The organism is Pseudomonas sp. E1BtOHC1, assembly GCF_058744285.1.
The window spans coordinates 636,986-651,333 of the sequence record NZ_CP196023.1 but is presented as its reverse complement, the minus strand read 5'-3'; the positions used below and the strand labels follow the sequence as shown (position 1 = coordinate 651,333).

The following is a 14,348-nucleotide window of genomic DNA, read 5'->3' as shown; positions in this document are numbered from 1 at the left end:
GGCCCGCCTCAGCTCAGCACCAAGGTGTTCTTGATCTGCGCCCAATGGGCGGCTTCCCCATCCCCGAGTTTCTGTGCCTTGACGTAGCTCATGGCGAGCATCTGCCGGGTGCCGGGCAGCACCAGGGCCAGCTGGAACTGGAACACCTGCTCGCTGCCCTTGCTGAACTGGCTGCGCAGCTCCAGGCCCGGAATGTCCTGGGCCGGACCCAGCAGCACCGGTTGCGGGGTCTGGTAGCGCAGTTCCTGGACCTGTTGCTCCAGCCGTTGCAGCTGGCTTGTCAGGTTGCTTTCCAGGGTTTCACCGTCGCCCAGCAAGCTGCGGCTGACAATCAGCGACGTACCCAGCTGCGGGAACTTGAGGATGTTGATCGAGGCGTCCTGCAGCTCGCCGGCGGGCGCTTGGAATTGCAGTTCATTGAGGCGATAGGTCATGGTGCAAGCATCCGTTTACTGGCCCTTGGGCGTGGGGAAGGCGGCTTTCACCAGGGCGCTGATGGCGCCGTGGACTCCCTGGCCCTCGGTGGTGGTGTCCGGGCCGCCGCCGTTGTTCAGGTGCAGCACGCCGCCGGTGTTGATCTGCGCGTCACTGCTGGCGTGGACACTGATGTTGACCCCGCACAGGTTGATCTGGCCGCTGGCGTTGAGCTCCAGGATGCTGGCCCCGCACACCAGGCGCAGACGCTCGCCGACCTCGATCACGTAGCTCTGGCCGACGCTGTCGATTTTTTTCTCGCCGACCCGCAGCTCGTCCACGTGCTGGACGATGCGCGTGCGCTTGTTGCCAACGGTCACGTACTCATCGTGGCCAATGCTCTTGTTGCGGTCATTGCCCACCGAGTGGCTTTCGTTGACCTCGACCACGATGTCCTGGTTGCGCTCGGCATGGATGTACAGCTGCTCCGCGCCCTTTTTGTCTTCCATGCGGATTTCGTTGAAGTTGGCCGGGCTGCCGCCCTTGCTCGAACGACTCTTCATCCCGCTCTGGGTGGCGTTGGCCGGCAGGTCGTAGGGCACGGTCTGCTCGGCGTTGTACACCCGGCCGGTGATGATCGGGCGGTCGGGGTCGCCTTCGAGGAAGCTGACGATCACCTCCTGGCCGATCCGCGGGATCTGCATCGAACCCCAGTTCTTGCCGGCCCAGGCCTGGGACACGCGGATCCAGCAGGAGCTGTTCTCGTTGGACTGGTCGTGGCGGTCCCAATGGAAGTGCACCTTGACCCGGCCATATTGGTCGGTCCAGATCTCTTCCCCGGCCGGGCCCACCACCCGCGCGGTCTGCGGGCCCTGGACGATAGGCCGCTGGGTCTTGGCCAGGGGGCGGAAACTCTGCTGGGCGTCGATGCAGGTCAGGTGGCTTTCGAACTGTGCCGAGCCGCCGCTGCCGCCGGTCTCCAGACTCTCCTGGACCACGTAGTAGTGGATGCCGACGATCAGGTATTCGCGGTTCTGGTCCTGGCGGCTGAAGCCGGTGAGGTTGAACAGGTTGCCCACCCCCAGGCCACGGGCATTGCCGCTGAGTTCGATGCGCTCGTGCAGGCTTTGCAGGGCTTCGATGCGGGTCTGCGCGTAGTGCTCGCCGTCGCTGCTCTGCACGTAGGTGCCGGGGTAGTCGTAGAGCGGGTAGTCGCCGGCACTGTGGGGACGCGGCATGGCCGAGCGCACGTCGATCCGTGCGCTGGGGCGCTGGAAGTCGTAGTCGTTGAGTTCGAGGGACCCGGGCTGGACTTCCTGGGCCAGGTGCCAGTCGAAGATATGGTCGCGTTCGCGCTGTTGCTCGTCTCGCGGGTAGTAGGGCACCGAGGCGTAGCCGGGCACGCTGCTGTGGGCACCGTAGGCGTCGGCCAGCACCAGTACGTGGCGGTCCTTCTCGTGACGGAAGAAATAGTAGATGCCTTCCTGTTCCATCAGCCGGCTGACGAAGTCGAAGCTGTTTTCCCGGTACTGCACGCAGTATTCCCACTCCCGATAGGGACGGCTCAGGGCGTCTTCGAAATCGGAAAAGCCCAGGTCGCGGAACACCTGCTTGATGATCTGCGGGATGCTCAGGTTCTGGAAAATCCGGCAGTCGGAGGTGCGGCTCAGCAGCCACAGCCAGGGGCGCAGGGTCACCTGATAACTGGCGAACTGGCCGCTGTCGACGTTCTGGCTGCAGCGGGCCACGATGCCGTGGAAATAGCGCTGGCTACCGTCGTCCAACTGCACGCTGAGGCCCATGGGCTTGCCCAGCAGCTGGTTGAGGTCGATGTTGGCGTCGCTGGAGGTCAGCTGCATCTGGTAGTCGAACAAGCGCCCCAGCTCTTCGCCGCCGCCCATGCTGTTGAGCAGCAGGACGTCCGGTCCCAGAGGGCAATTGACCTGAGCCAGTCGTGTGGATTGCTGAAATTGCATCGTCAGTCTCGTTGAATGCGTGGTGTGCCTGGCGTCACCCCCGCAGGAGCGAGCTTGTTCGCGAAGGCGCCAGGTTCATCACCGTGGCGCGCGCTTCGCTGGCAAGCCAGCTCCTACGGAAGCAGGGGCGCGGGGTCAGGCCGGCTCGCTGAAGTCGTAGTGCAGTTCGTTGTCCCGCTGGCGGATGCGCACTCCGGCCAGGGCGCGGCCTTCGAGCATGCGGGTGAGGAACTCGCGGCTCATGTCCGGCAGCAGGCTGTTGGTCAGGATGGCGTCGATCATGCGGCCGCCACTCTCGGTCTCGGTGCAGCGGGAAACGATCAGGTCGATGACGTCGTCGTCGAAATCGAAATCCACCTTGTGGGTGCTTTCCACGCGTTTCTTGATCCGTCCCAGTTGCAGGCGGGTGATCGCTTTGAGCATGTCGTCGCTCAGCGGGTAGTAAGGGATGGTCACCAGGCGGCCCAGCAGCGCCGGCGGGAAGATCTCCAGCAATGGCTGACGCAGGGCCTTGGCGATCTCTTCCGGCTCGGGCATGGTCTGCGGGTTCTTGCAGACGTTGGCGATCAGCTCGGTGCCGGCGTTGGTGGTGAGCAGGATCAGGGTGTTCTTGAAGTCGATCATGCGGCCTTCGCCGTCTTCCATGACGCCCTTGTCGAACACCTGGAAGAAGATCTCGTGCACGTCCGGGTGGGCCTTTTCCACTTCGTCCAGCAGCACCACGCTGTAGGGCTTGCGCCGCACCGCTTCGGTGAGCACGCCGCCTTCGCCATAGCCGACGTAGCCTGGCGGGGCACCCTTGAGGGTGGACACGGTGTGGGCTTCCTGGAACTCGCTCATGTTGATGGTGATGACGTTCTGCTCACCGCCATACATGGCTTCGGCCAGGGCCAGGGCGGTCTCGGTCTTGCCCACCCCGGAGGTGCCCGCCAGCATGAACACGCCAATCGGCTTGTTCGGGTTGTCGAGGCCGGCGCGCGAGGTCTGGATGCGCTTGGCGATCATCTGCAGGGCGTGGTCCTGGCCGATGATGCGTTTCTTCAGGTGCTGGTCGAGGTTGAGCACGGTTTCCAGCTCGTTGCGGGCCATGCGGCCCACGGGAATCCCGGTCCAGTCGGCCACCACCGAGGCTACCGCCTGGTAATCCACGGTCGGCAGGATCAAAGGGGTTTCACCTTGCAGGGTCGTCAGACGCTGTTGCAGGTCCAGCAGTTTTTCCCGCAGGCCGTGGTTTTCGTCGCCGACGTCACTGTCCACCAGGCCGACGTTTTCCCGCAGTTGGGCGCGGGTCGCCAGCAGCTCGTCCACCAGGGTCTTCTCTTGCGCCCAGCGGCTTTCCAGCTCGGCCAGGCGCTCGCGCTCGGCGGCCAGGAGGTTCTCGCTGTTGACCTGGCGGTTGCCGATGGCCACGCCGATCGCCTGTTCCCGGGCGATGATCTGCAGCTCGGTTTCCAGGGCTTCGATCCGGCGGCGGCTGTCATCCACTTCCGCCGGCACCGCGTGCAGGCTGATGGCTACACGGGCGCAGGCAGTGTCCAGCAGGCTGACGGATTTATCGGGCAACTGGCGCGCCGGGATGTAGCGGTGCGAGAGCTTGACCGAGGCTTCCAGGGCTTCGTCGAGGATCTGCACCTGATGGTGCTGTTCCATGGTCGAGGCCACGCCGCGCATCATCAGCAGCGCCTTGTCTTCCGAAGGCTCGGCCACTTGCACCACCTGGAAGCGGCGGGTCAGGGCCGGGTCTTTCTCGATGTGCTTCTTGTACTCGGCCCAGGTAGTGGCGGCCACGGTACGCAAGGTGCCGCGGGCCAGGGCCGGCTTGAGCAGGTTGGCCGCATCGCCGGTGCCGGCGGCGCCACCGGCACCCACCAGGGTGTGGGCTTCGTCGATGAACAGAATGATCGGCTTGGGCGAGGCCTGGACGTCTTCGATGACTTGGCGCAGGCGTTGTTCGAACTCGCCCTTCATGCTGGCGCCGGCCTGCAGCAGACCGACATCGAGGCTGCGCAGCTCGACGTCCTTGAGCGCCGGCGGCACGTCGCCGGCGACGATGCGCAGGGCGAAACCTTCCACCACCGCGGTCTTGCCGACCCCGGCTTCGCCGGTGAGGATCGGGTTGTTCTGCCGGCGACGCATGAGGATGTCCACCAGTTGGCGGATCTCTTCGTCACGGCCGACGATGGGGTCGAGCTTGCCGCTGCGGGCCTGCTCGGTGAGGTCGACGGTGAAGCGCTTGAGGGCTTCCTGCTTGCCCAGGGCGCTGGGGGCCATGGCGCCGCTGGCTTCGCCCGGGACCGCACCGGCATTGAAACCGTCGCTGGCGTTCAGGGCGTTTTCCGGCGAGTCGCCGATGTACTCGTCAAAGCGCTCGCACAGGGCCTCGATCTTGATCTTGTCGAACTCCCGGGACAGCCCCAGCAGTGCATGGCGCAGGCTCGGCGTCTTGAGGATGCCGATCACCAGATAGCCGGTGCGCACCTGGCTTTCGCCGAACATCAGGCTGCCGTAGACCCAACCGCGTTCCACCGCTTCCTCGACGTGGGACGACAGGTCGGTGATCGAGGTCGAGCCCCGGGGCAGGCGGTCCAGGGCCTCGGTCAGGTCCTTGGCCAGGCGCGCCGGTTCCAGGTTGAACTGGCGGATGATGCGGTGCAGGTCCGAGTCCTGCAGTTGCAGCAACTGGTGCAGCCAGTGGGCCAGTTCCACATAGGGATTGCCCCGCAGTTTGCAGAAGACCGTGGCGGCTTCGATGGCTTTGTAGGCAACGCTGTTGAGTTTGCCGAACAGCGCCGCGCGACTGATTTCACCCATGCTCTGTGCTCCTTGGTGTACGTGAGGTAGTGGCCAGGTCGGCGTAGTGCCGGGCCAGTATTAGATCCTTGGCATCACTGCCGGGTTGACCGAGCCAGGTGTTGAAACCCAGGCGCTGGCGGCCGTTGAGTTGCAGCTTGGGCACTTCGTCCTTGAGCAGGACCAGGTTCAGGTCCCAGTCCAGCTCGAAGCCCAGGTATTCGGCGACCCAGGCCACCAGTTCCTTGAACTGCTGGCCGTCGGGCAGCATCCCCTGGTAGTCGTCCAGTTTCAGCGGACCCAGGCGAATGCGGAATTTGTGCTGGCGATCCCAGACGTGGCTGCCCAGGCAGAAGTCCACCCCCAGTTGATGGGACTGCACCCCGACCCGGCTGCGCTCCGGCAGCTCCAGCCACTGGCCGACGTACTCTTCGATCGCCACCGGCAGGCCGAAATATTCGCCGATGATGGCGCGCAGACCGTCCGGGTAGCGGGTCTGGGCCGCTAGGTGGCCGCTGTAGTGCAGCTTGGCGGTGTCGGGAATCAACCCCTGCTTGAGCAGGCTGGGCATGCCCCGGCCACTCAGGGCCGCCAGGCGCGCGGACCAGTAGTCGTCGTCCGGGCGGTCGTGGCTCACCGTGGGCCGGGCTTCGGCCCAGGCCCGGTAGAACAGGCTCAGCAGACGATGGTGGAACACATCGAGAAAGCGCTTGCTGGTGCTGTCGGCGTTGTTGCGCTGGCGTTCGCGCACGTACTCGGTGATGTGCAGCGGCAGGGGGCCGTTGGGGCCGCCGAGGCCGAAGAAGAACTGCTCCAGGCGGGTGGCCGCGCCCTCGCTGCCGGGGGTGACCGAAGCCAGGGTCGAGGGGGCGAAAGTGCAGTCGGCCTGCTGGCCCAGGCGCAGCGGATCGTCCGCCAGGCGCAGGGAGTGACCGAAGCGCGGCAGTTGCGGCGACAGGCATTCGATACGCCGCAGGGCCTGGAAGAAGTCGTACTCCCAGGGCTCGGCGTGCATCGCCGTCAGCGTATTCAAAGAGTCGGACGACGTCCGGGCTTGGCTTTCCATCGCATGATCTCGCCGCGTTCGGTGGTACGGATCACCGTCTCGGTAAAACTGTTGATCGACACGTAACGTGCCAGGAAGCGCTCGAAGACTGCACCGAGCAGGAACACCCCGGTGCCGCGAAACGCGTTTTCGTCGAATTGCAGGGTGATCTCCAGGCCCCGGCCGAAGACGATCGGCCCAGGCATCGGCAGGCGCCGGGTCACCGCCTTGCTGCTGACTTCCCGCAGGCCTTCGATCTGCAGTTGCAGGGCCGCGTCGTTGCTGTCGCCATACAGCCGCAGCAGCTCGCGCAGGGCCGCCGCGCCCTGACCCTGTTCGCTCAGGGACAGGTAATTCAGCGACAGCTGGCTGATCAGGCGCCAGGCCTTGCCGTCATGGGCGTGGCTGGGCCGAGGGCGGCTGGGGCCTGCCAGGCAGCGGATGGCCTGCACCGGGGCACTGTCGGCCAGGGTGAAATCGGTCTTGCCGTTGCCGGTGTTCATGAACAGCGGCAGGTCGCGGTTGGTGCACAGGGCGCTGACCCCGAGCTGGCGCAGGTCATGGCGATAGGGCGCCTGCTGGCTGTCCACCAGGCTGACGAAGGACTCGCTGCCGATGTAGGTCGAGCGCGGGCCGTTGCGGCGCTGGTCGCTGGACAGCACCCGTGGCTCGCGGCGGACGATGTAGTAAGCCTGGTCACGGCCGTAGCGTGACGGGTCGCGTACCGCGTAGAACGGCAGGAACGGCTGCTCCGGCCCGGTGCCGTGGCCACTGAGGGTGCTCAGCGAGTGCACTTCGAAATCCATGGGTCGGGTACGGTCGGCGATCACATGGTGCTCGTTGACCCGGTCGGACAGGTGGATACGGTCCAGGCGCTTGGGAAACAGGTTGATCGCCGGGGTGCAGAAGGGCACGAACTGGGCACTGCCGACGCTGCCTTCCAGGCTCTGGTCGAAGCGCTCGAAGAGTACGATCAGCTCCAGCTCCTGGCCGGTGCAGCGTTGTACCGCAGGGCCCAGTTTGGCGAATTCGACGAACAGGAAGCGGTTGGGCAGGGCGAAGTATTCCTGCAACAGGCGATAGCCCTGAAAGGCCTGGGGCACCACCGGCAGGGCCGCATCGCGGTCGTCGAAGCCCCGGGAACGCAGGGCGTCCTGGGGCAGGCGCTCGACCCAGTCGCTGCCGGGGGCCCGGGCGAACACTGCGCAGGCGTTGCCCAGCAACTGTTCGTAGAGGCGGAACGGCAGCTCGTCGTTGCCGTTCAGGTACAGCGGCAACTGGTCCAGGGCCAGGCTGTTGAACGGCAGCTCGGCGCCGGTGCGCAGGGTCAGGCGCAGCCCGGCCTTGGCTTTGGGCTCGCTGGCGGCCAGGCGTCCGAGTACCGCTGCCGGGTTGCCGAAGTACTCGGCCTGGCTGACTTGCAGCGGCCACAGCGTCACCGCGTGGGCGGTGCGGTACTCGCAGCAGGTCTGGGTATCGCGACCCAGGGCGGCGCGCAGGCTGGTGTCGCGTTCCAGGGTGAAGCCGCTGCTCAGGGAGCCTTCATCGGGATCGGCCTGCAACTGCACCACGGTCATCGACGGGGTCGGTGCCAGGTAGTGCGGGTAGGCGATCTCCAGCAGGTTGTGGGTGAAGGTCGGGTACTCGGCATCGAGCTTCAACTGCACCCGGGCCGTCAGATAGGCGAAGCCTTCCAGCAGGCGCTCGACATAGGGATCGGCGCAGTCCATGCCCGACAGGGTCAGGCGGCTGGCGATCTTCGGGTATTCCTTGGCGAACTCCGCAGCGCTTTCGCGCACGTGTTGCAATTCCTGGTTGTACAGCTCCAAGAGGCGCGGGTTCATGAGCGCCTCCGGGAATCGGCATGCACCACCCGGACGTGGCCGGATTCCAGGTCCATGTCGGTTTGCAGCAGCAGGCGCAGGGGCATGGGCTGGGCCCACAGGTCGCCCTCGATCTCGAAGCTCAGGGCGTTGTGGTTCATCTCGCCGGGGGCGGTGCGCGCGCGAACCCGCAAGGTGCTGCGCAGAATCCGTGGTTCAAAGGTGGCGATGGCCTGGTGGATCAGCGCCTCCAGGGCCGGAATATCGATGCTCGACGCGCTGTACCCGGCCAGGGCCGGCAGGCCGTAGTTGACCACCGAAGTACCGGCGGGGGTGTGCAGGGTGGCATCGGCTTCCAGCAGCGAAGTGGTGTTGAGCAGCCATGCCAGGTCGCGCAGTACCGAGGCCTTGAGCTGGCTCAGGGACAGCACGCGTTTGTCCGGGCTTTCTTTCAGGTTGCCGGGTTCATCGTCGGTCAGACGATCCAGCAAAGAGGGTTGCAAGCGATCGCGGGCGGCGATGTCGGTTACCAAAGGGTTCGCTCCAGGATCGGATTGCGCAGGCATGACGTCACGAAAAGGGGCATAACCAAAGACTCACGAGGACGCGGTCTTGGCCAACCGTCCCCGCGTTGTGCCAGGCACAACGCGAGGGCCGGGTCAGTCGCCGCCTTGGGGCGGCGACCGCAGCGGATCAGCGCTTGGTGTTGGAGCGGATGTTCCAGCCGTACTTGATCGGGCCGCCGTCCTTGGTGCCGTCGGCTTTCTGCGGCTGGTACTCGACCATCACCTGAGCGAAGTTCAGGGTGATGTTTTCGGTCAGGCGGTCATCGCTGCCCGAGCCGCCGGTGCTCAGGGAAGTGATCAGCACTTCTTCCAGGTCGATGATCATGTACTCGACCTGGCTTTCGCCGCCGGCCTTGCGCACGGTCAGGCGCACCTTGTCGATGTGCTTGCCGCTGGAGCAATGCATCATCAGGTTCGGCGATGCCTTGTCGACGTACTTGGTCAGCGACAGGTCCTGGATGTTCACCTTGCCCGCACCGCCGCCGCCACCTACATGCATGTTGCCGGACTGGGACATGCCCCAGCTCCAGTTCAGCACGTCGATTTCGTCCTTGTGGGCTTTGTCCATGGACTCGCCCTTGATGTCACCGATCTTGATGAAAATATCAACAGCCATGTTTTCTCCCTGTGTGGCACTTGCCACGATGTTGATTCAGCGTCTGTAGCCGCTGCGCCAGCGGCTACAGGTTTGAGTCGGTTATGGGTCAGGCGCCCTTGGCGGACGGCAGTTTGGATACCAGGCGCAGCGACACGGTCAGCCCTTCGAGCTGGTAGTGCGGGCGCAGGAAGAACTTCGAGTTGTAGTAGCCCGGGTTGCCTTCGACTTCCTCGACCACCACTTCCGCCGCGGCCAGTGGGTGCTGGGCCTTGGTGGTTTCGGTGGAGTGCGCCGGATCACCGTCGACGTAGTTGAGGATCCAGTCCTGCAACCAGCGCTGCATCTCGTCCTTCTCTTTGAAGGAGCCGATCTTGTCGCGCACGATGCACTTCAGGTAATGGGCGAAGCGGCAGGTGGCGAACAGGTACGGCAGGCGCGCGGCCAGGTTGGCGTTGGCGGTGGCGTCCGGATCGTCGTACTCGGCAGGCTTCTGCAGCGACTGGGCGCCGATGAAGGCAGCGAAGTCGGTGTTCTTCTTGTGCAGCAGCGGCATGAAACCGTTCTTCGCCAGTTCCGCTTCACGGCGGTCGGAGATGGCGATCTCGGTCGGGCACTTCATGTCCACGCCACCGTCGTCGGTGGGGAAGGTGTGGGCCGGGAGGTTTTCCACCTCGCCACCGGACTCCACGCCGCGAATCCGCGAGCACCAGCCGAAATGCTTGAACGAACGGTTGATGTTCACCGCCATCGCGTAGGCCGCGTTGGCCCAGGTGTACTTGGTGCTGTCGGCGCCGTCGGTGTTTTCTTCGAAGGCGAAGGCCTCCACCGGATCGGTCTTGGCACCGTACGGCAGACGCGCCAGGAAGCGCGGCATGGTCAGGCCGATATAGCGCGAGTCTTCCGATTCACGCAGGGAGCGCCAGCCGGCGTATTCCGGGGTGGTGAAGATCTTGGTCAGGTCGCGCGGGTTGGACAGTTCCTGCCACGAACCCATGCCCATCACGGTCGGCGACGCCGCAGCGATGAATGGCGAGTGCATGGCCGCACAGACCTTGGACAGCTCGCCCAGCAACTCCACGTCCGGTGGCGACTGATCGAAGTAGTAGTCGCCCACCAGGCAGCCGTAAGGCTCGCCGCCGAACTGGCCGTATTCCTCTTCGTACATCTTCTTGAACAGCGGGCTCTGGTCCCAGGCCGTGCCCTTGAATTTCTTCAGGGTCTTGTGCAGTTCCGGCTTGGAGATGTTGAGCACGCGAATCTTCAACTGCTCGTCGCTTTCGGTGTTGTTGACCAGGTAGTGCAGGCCACGCCAGGCGCTTTCCAGTTTCTGGAATTCCGGGTGATGGATCACCTGGTTGACCTGGGCGGTGAGCTTGGCGTCGATGGCGGCGATGATCGATTCGATCGACTTGATGGCGTCGTTGGACACCAGGTCGGTCTGCGCCAGAGCCTGTTCGGCCAGAGTCCGCACCGCGGTTTCCACGGCTTCGCGAGCGCGCTCGGTCTTGGGTTTGAATTCCTGTAGCAGCAGCGAAGCGAATTCGCTGGCCTGCTCGGTGGCGCCGGGTTGGGCCTGATTGTCACGCAGCAATTCGGTCATGATCGTTGGTCCTGATTAAGCGTTCGGCTCGGAGTCCACAGGCTTTGGCGCACTCGCCAGGGCCTGGAGCAACGCCGGATCCTTGATGGCTTTCATGATGATTTCTTCAGCGCCGGTCTTGCCGTCCATGTAGGTCAGCAGGTTGGCCAGTTGTGTACGGGCCTCCAGCAGCTGGTTCAGGGAGTCGACCTTGCGCGCGACGGCGGCAGGGCTGAAGTCGTCCATGCTCTCGAAGGTGATGTCCAGGCTCAGGTTGCCTTCGCCGGTCAGCTCGTTGGGTACGTGGAACGCGACCCGTGGCTGCATGGCCTTGAGGCGCGAGTCGAAGTTGTCGACGTCGATTTCCAGGAACTTGCGATCGGCCACCGCGGCCAGGGGCTCGACAGGCTTGCCGGCCAGGTCAGCCATCACGCCCATGACGAAGGGCAGCTGGACCTTTTTCTCGGCGCCGTAGAGTTCGACGTCGTACTCGATCTGCACCCGGGGCGCGCGGTTGCGCGCGATGAACTTTTGAGAACTTTGCTTCGCCACGTTGTGCTCCTGGTCGCTGCTGCGACGGTGTTGGCGTCGGTCGGTGATTGCCGCTGACGATACTGTTCGGCCGTACCGGGGTTAGTCGGATTCGGGGCCGCGCAGGTTTTCAAATTGGGACATGCCATCGGGGATCAGATTGCGCACGATGGCCGCGAAATCGGCGTTGACCAGGTTCTTGGCCCGGTTGAGCAGCACCGGCAGCGGGCTCGAAGGCTCGTGACGGCTGTAGTAGGCCAACAGCCGGTCGAGGCTGCGCAGCACGTCTTCGCGGCTGTTGATCTCACCGCCAACCCGTGCCGGCGCCGGCGCCAAAGGCGCACTGGAACCTTCGCTCGCGGGTGCATCGGCGTGCTGTTCGACGGGGCTGTCGACGCTTTGCGGGGCCTGCTGGCCAAGCACCTGCAGTGCCAGGCGCAGGGGCTGCTTGAGGGCGCTGAGGTCCACGCCGGCGGCGGAACCTACCTGTTCGCTGACCTGCTTCTCGATGGCTTCGGCCGCCGAGCGAGCGCTGCTCAAGGCGTGGCGAATGGCTTCAAGGTGCTGGGGATCGCTGTCTTGCAGGGCCCCGGCCAAGTGATCGGAGCCCAGGCTCTCGCCCGAGAAATGCTGCAGGCCGGCGGCGTTCAGTGCCGCACGCACGCTCACCGGGCCAAAGGTCCGGGAGCGGGTGAGGATGGCTTCGCGCAGCAGGCCGATGGTGGAATCGGCTGCCAGGCCGGCCAGGGCATTGATCCGCACCGTGGGATCGTTGTCGTCGTCGGCGTCCAGGCGCGGGTGCAGCTCGGCCCAGTAATCACGGAGCAAACCGTTGATCAGGTCGAGGCTGGTGGCCAGGCCCGGCAGGCCTTCAAGGGCCAGGGTGCTTTGCAGGAGGAAATGGGTGATGCGCAGGTCTTTGCTGCGGGCCAGCAAGTCCAGGCTCTGTTGCTGGACGCTGCGCCAGTCCGGCGGCTCGGCCGGCAGGATCGAGTCGCCCATGCTGCGCTCGGGCTGGCCTTGTGCGGCCCGCTCCAAGTGCAAGAAATCCGCGTCATACTCCAGATCTTCGCCACAAGGCGAAGTTGCTGAAATGGCGGCGAGCAACATCGGTACATCCACCTGGTTCGATCTCCCTATCAGCCTGCAGGACAGTCAGGCAATTAATGCACTAGTTGTTTGTGAACTCGCGCACATTTCTTGGTAAACATGGACTCATTGATACTAGTGAGCCATCATCCGTGTTCAAGAAGTTGTGCATTTTTGGTGTAGTAGTTGTGGCTTGTCAAGGTAAGCTATTCGCCCCGCATGACAGTGTTATGTCGACTTATTAGTTCCTTGACCGGCGAGTCAGATTGAGGCGGGACGAAAGGCTTTTGTCATCTGTGTAGTTTAAGTTGAGCGATCATGCTGTGAACGGCGCTGTTTAAAGGATTTTTTGCGGGCTTTTCATTTTTTTACGGAACTTTTTTCCCGACGCCGGTTCGCACGCGGAAGTACAGCAAGGAGGCGCAATGTCGCTGTGTTTGACTATCACTAGTTATCACAAGATTACCCCTGGCCAATGCCCTGAGAAACTAATGGATCAGGGGATGATGGCAATTGGCCGTAGTTCCGATAATGACTGGGTACTTCCTGATCCCGAGCGCTTAGTTTCCGCGCGACATTGTGTCATCCAATACAAGGATGGCCGTTATTATTTGACCGATAACAGTACTAATGGTGTGGAGTTAGTCCGCGCCGGTATTCGCATGCGCCGGGGTAGCAGTGAGCCATTGGAAGATGGCGAGGTTATTCGTATTGGCGATTATGAAATCAGTGCGCGTATCGATTTCAGTCTGAATCGTGTCCAGGCTGAGGCCTTTTCCGGGGACAGCTCCAACAGTTTCGAAGCACTGATGGGCCGCCAGTCGTCGCCGCCCACGCCCATCGAGCCGATTGCCATGGCGCCGGTGGCGCATTTTCAGGGCGCTTCGGCCCAGGATACTTTTCCCGACCTGTTCGATTTCCTCGCTCCGAGCGCGACTCCGCCGGCGACCCAGCCTGATCACGTGCCCGCCGAACAGCACGATTTTCGCCCGCCGACCCCCACCGCGGTGCCTCAGCCCGTCGCTCAGCCCCAACCGGCGGCGCCCCAGAGCGGGGCGTTGATTCCGGATGACTGGGACCTGTTCGGTGAAACCCCGGCCCGCCCGGCTCCAGTGTTGAGCGTGGCACCGATGGCAGCTCCACCTGTCGTCGCGGAACCCTTTGCCAGCGTCGCTGAATTTGGTGCAGTACCGCCGCAGCCGCAGCCGCAGCCGCAGCCGGTCGAGGTCGAGGTCGCCGCCGTTGTCCCTATTGTCCCTGTCGCTCCTGCGACTCCCGTCGCTCCCGTCGTGCCAGCGCCGGCGGTCGAGTCGGGGCCACAAACCGACCTGTTGCAAGCCTTCCTGCGGGGCGCCGGGCTGGAGCAGTTGCGCATCGACCCGCAGCAGGCCCAGGCGCAGATGGAAAGCCTGGGGCGCAGCTACCGCTTGATGGTGGAAGGCCTGATCGATGTGTTGCGTGCCCGCAGCAGTCTCAAGGGCGAGTTCCGCATGCAGCAGACGATGATCCGCCCGGTGGAAAACAACCCGCTGAAATTCGCCCCCAATGTCGACGAAGCCATGCTCCTGCTGCTGCGCCACAGCAACCAGGCTTTCATGGCTCCGGATCAGGCGGTGCAGGACAGCTTCGACGACCTGCGGGCTCACCAACTGGCCGTCATGGCCGGCGTGGAAGCCGCGATCAAGCACCTCCTGGGGCGCTTCGAGCCCGGTGAGCTGGAAGCCCGCATGGCCCGCCCCGGTGGCCTGAGCAACCTGTTCAGCGGTTCGCGGCAGGCGCAGAACTGGCAGCAGTTCACAGCGCTCTACAAGCAGATTTCCCAAGAGGCCCAGGACGATTTCCAGGACCTTTTCGGGCGCGAATTCAGTCGCGCCTACGAAGAACATACCCACCGGCTGCGCCGTTCCTGAGCGCGCCTGGAACCCCCTAAACACACG

At 64.0% G+C, this 14,348-nt stretch carries 11 protein-coding genes; 1 reads left to right on the top strand and 10 read right to left on the bottom strand.

Annotation, left to right across the window (positions count from 1 at the left end; genetic code table 11):
• Positions 1 to 8: 8 nt before the first annotated feature.
• The 10 genes from ACSSVC_RS03040 to tssA form a co-directional block, all read right to left on the bottom strand.
• Entirely contained in the window at positions 9 to 434 is a 426-nt protein-coding gene (locus ACSSVC_RS03040; RefSeq protein WP_123728024.1) for a DcrB-related protein, read from the bottom strand.
• A gap of 15 nt (positions 435 to 449) precedes the next feature.
• Positions 450 to 2,390 carry a type VI secretion system Vgr family protein gene (locus ACSSVC_RS03035; RefSeq protein ID WP_346634793.1) on the bottom strand — a complete coding sequence of 647 codons (1,941 nt, stop codon included), beginning with the start codon at positions 2,388 to 2,390 and terminating at the stop codon, positions 450 to 452.
• A gap of 135 nt (positions 2,391 to 2,525) precedes the next feature.
• Positions 2,526 to 5,201, bottom strand: a complete 2,676-nt coding sequence (gene tssH, locus ACSSVC_RS03030; protein ID WP_404937914.1) for a type VI secretion system ATPase TssH — start codon at positions 5,199 to 5,201, stop codon at positions 2,526 to 2,528.
• A complete protein-coding gene (tssG, locus tag ACSSVC_RS03025; RefSeq protein ID WP_404937913.1) occupies positions 5,194 to 6,246 on the bottom strand; it encodes a type VI secretion system baseplate subunit TssG in 1,053 nt (350 codons plus the stop codon). The genes tssH and tssG overlap by 8 nt, the downstream gene beginning before the upstream one ends.
• On the bottom strand, positions 6,210 to 8,069 hold the full coding sequence (tssF, locus tag ACSSVC_RS03020) for a type VI secretion system baseplate subunit TssF (RefSeq protein ID WP_346634795.1): 1,860 nt from the start codon (positions 8,067 to 8,069) through the stop codon (positions 6,210 to 6,212). Before tssF ends, tssG begins: the two co-directional genes overlap by 37 nt.
• Entirely contained in the window at positions 8,066 to 8,581 is a 516-nt protein-coding gene (gene tssE, locus ACSSVC_RS03015) for a type VI secretion system baseplate subunit TssE (protein WP_011064258.1), read from the bottom strand. Before tssE ends, tssF begins: the two co-directional genes overlap by 4 nt.
• A gap of 160 nt (positions 8,582 to 8,741) precedes the next feature.
• Entirely contained in the window at positions 8,742 to 9,230 is a 489-nt protein-coding gene (locus ACSSVC_RS03010; protein ID WP_011064257.1) for an Hcp family type VI secretion system effector, read from the bottom strand.
• 88 nt (positions 9,231 to 9,318) lie between these two features.
• Positions 9,319 to 10,812, bottom strand: coding sequence for a type VI secretion system contractile sheath large subunit (gene tssC / locus ACSSVC_RS03005; protein WP_123728018.1), 1,494 nt, complete (start codon positions 10,810 to 10,812; stop codon positions 9,319 to 9,321).
• Positions 10,813 to 10,827: 15 nt separating this feature from the next.
• Positions 10,828 to 11,343, bottom strand: a complete 516-nt coding sequence (gene tssB, locus ACSSVC_RS03000; RefSeq protein WP_102881305.1) for a type VI secretion system contractile sheath small subunit — start codon at positions 11,341 to 11,343, stop codon at positions 10,828 to 10,830.
• Positions 11,344 to 11,424: 81 nt separating this feature from the next.
• Positions 11,425 to 12,444, bottom strand: a complete 1,020-nt coding sequence (gene tssA, locus ACSSVC_RS02995) for a type VI secretion system protein TssA (RefSeq protein WP_346634796.1) — start codon at positions 12,442 to 12,444, stop codon at positions 11,425 to 11,427.
• 392 nt (positions 12,445 to 12,836) lie between these two features.
• On the opposite strand from tssA, the gene tagH reads away from it, so the two are divergent.
• Complete coding sequence (gene tagH, locus ACSSVC_RS02990) at positions 12,837 to 14,321, top strand: type VI secretion system-associated FHA domain protein TagH (RefSeq protein ID WP_492611975.1); 1,485 nt, start codon at positions 12,837 to 12,839, stop codon at positions 14,319 to 14,321.
• Positions 14,322 to 14,348: the final 27 nt, after the last annotated feature.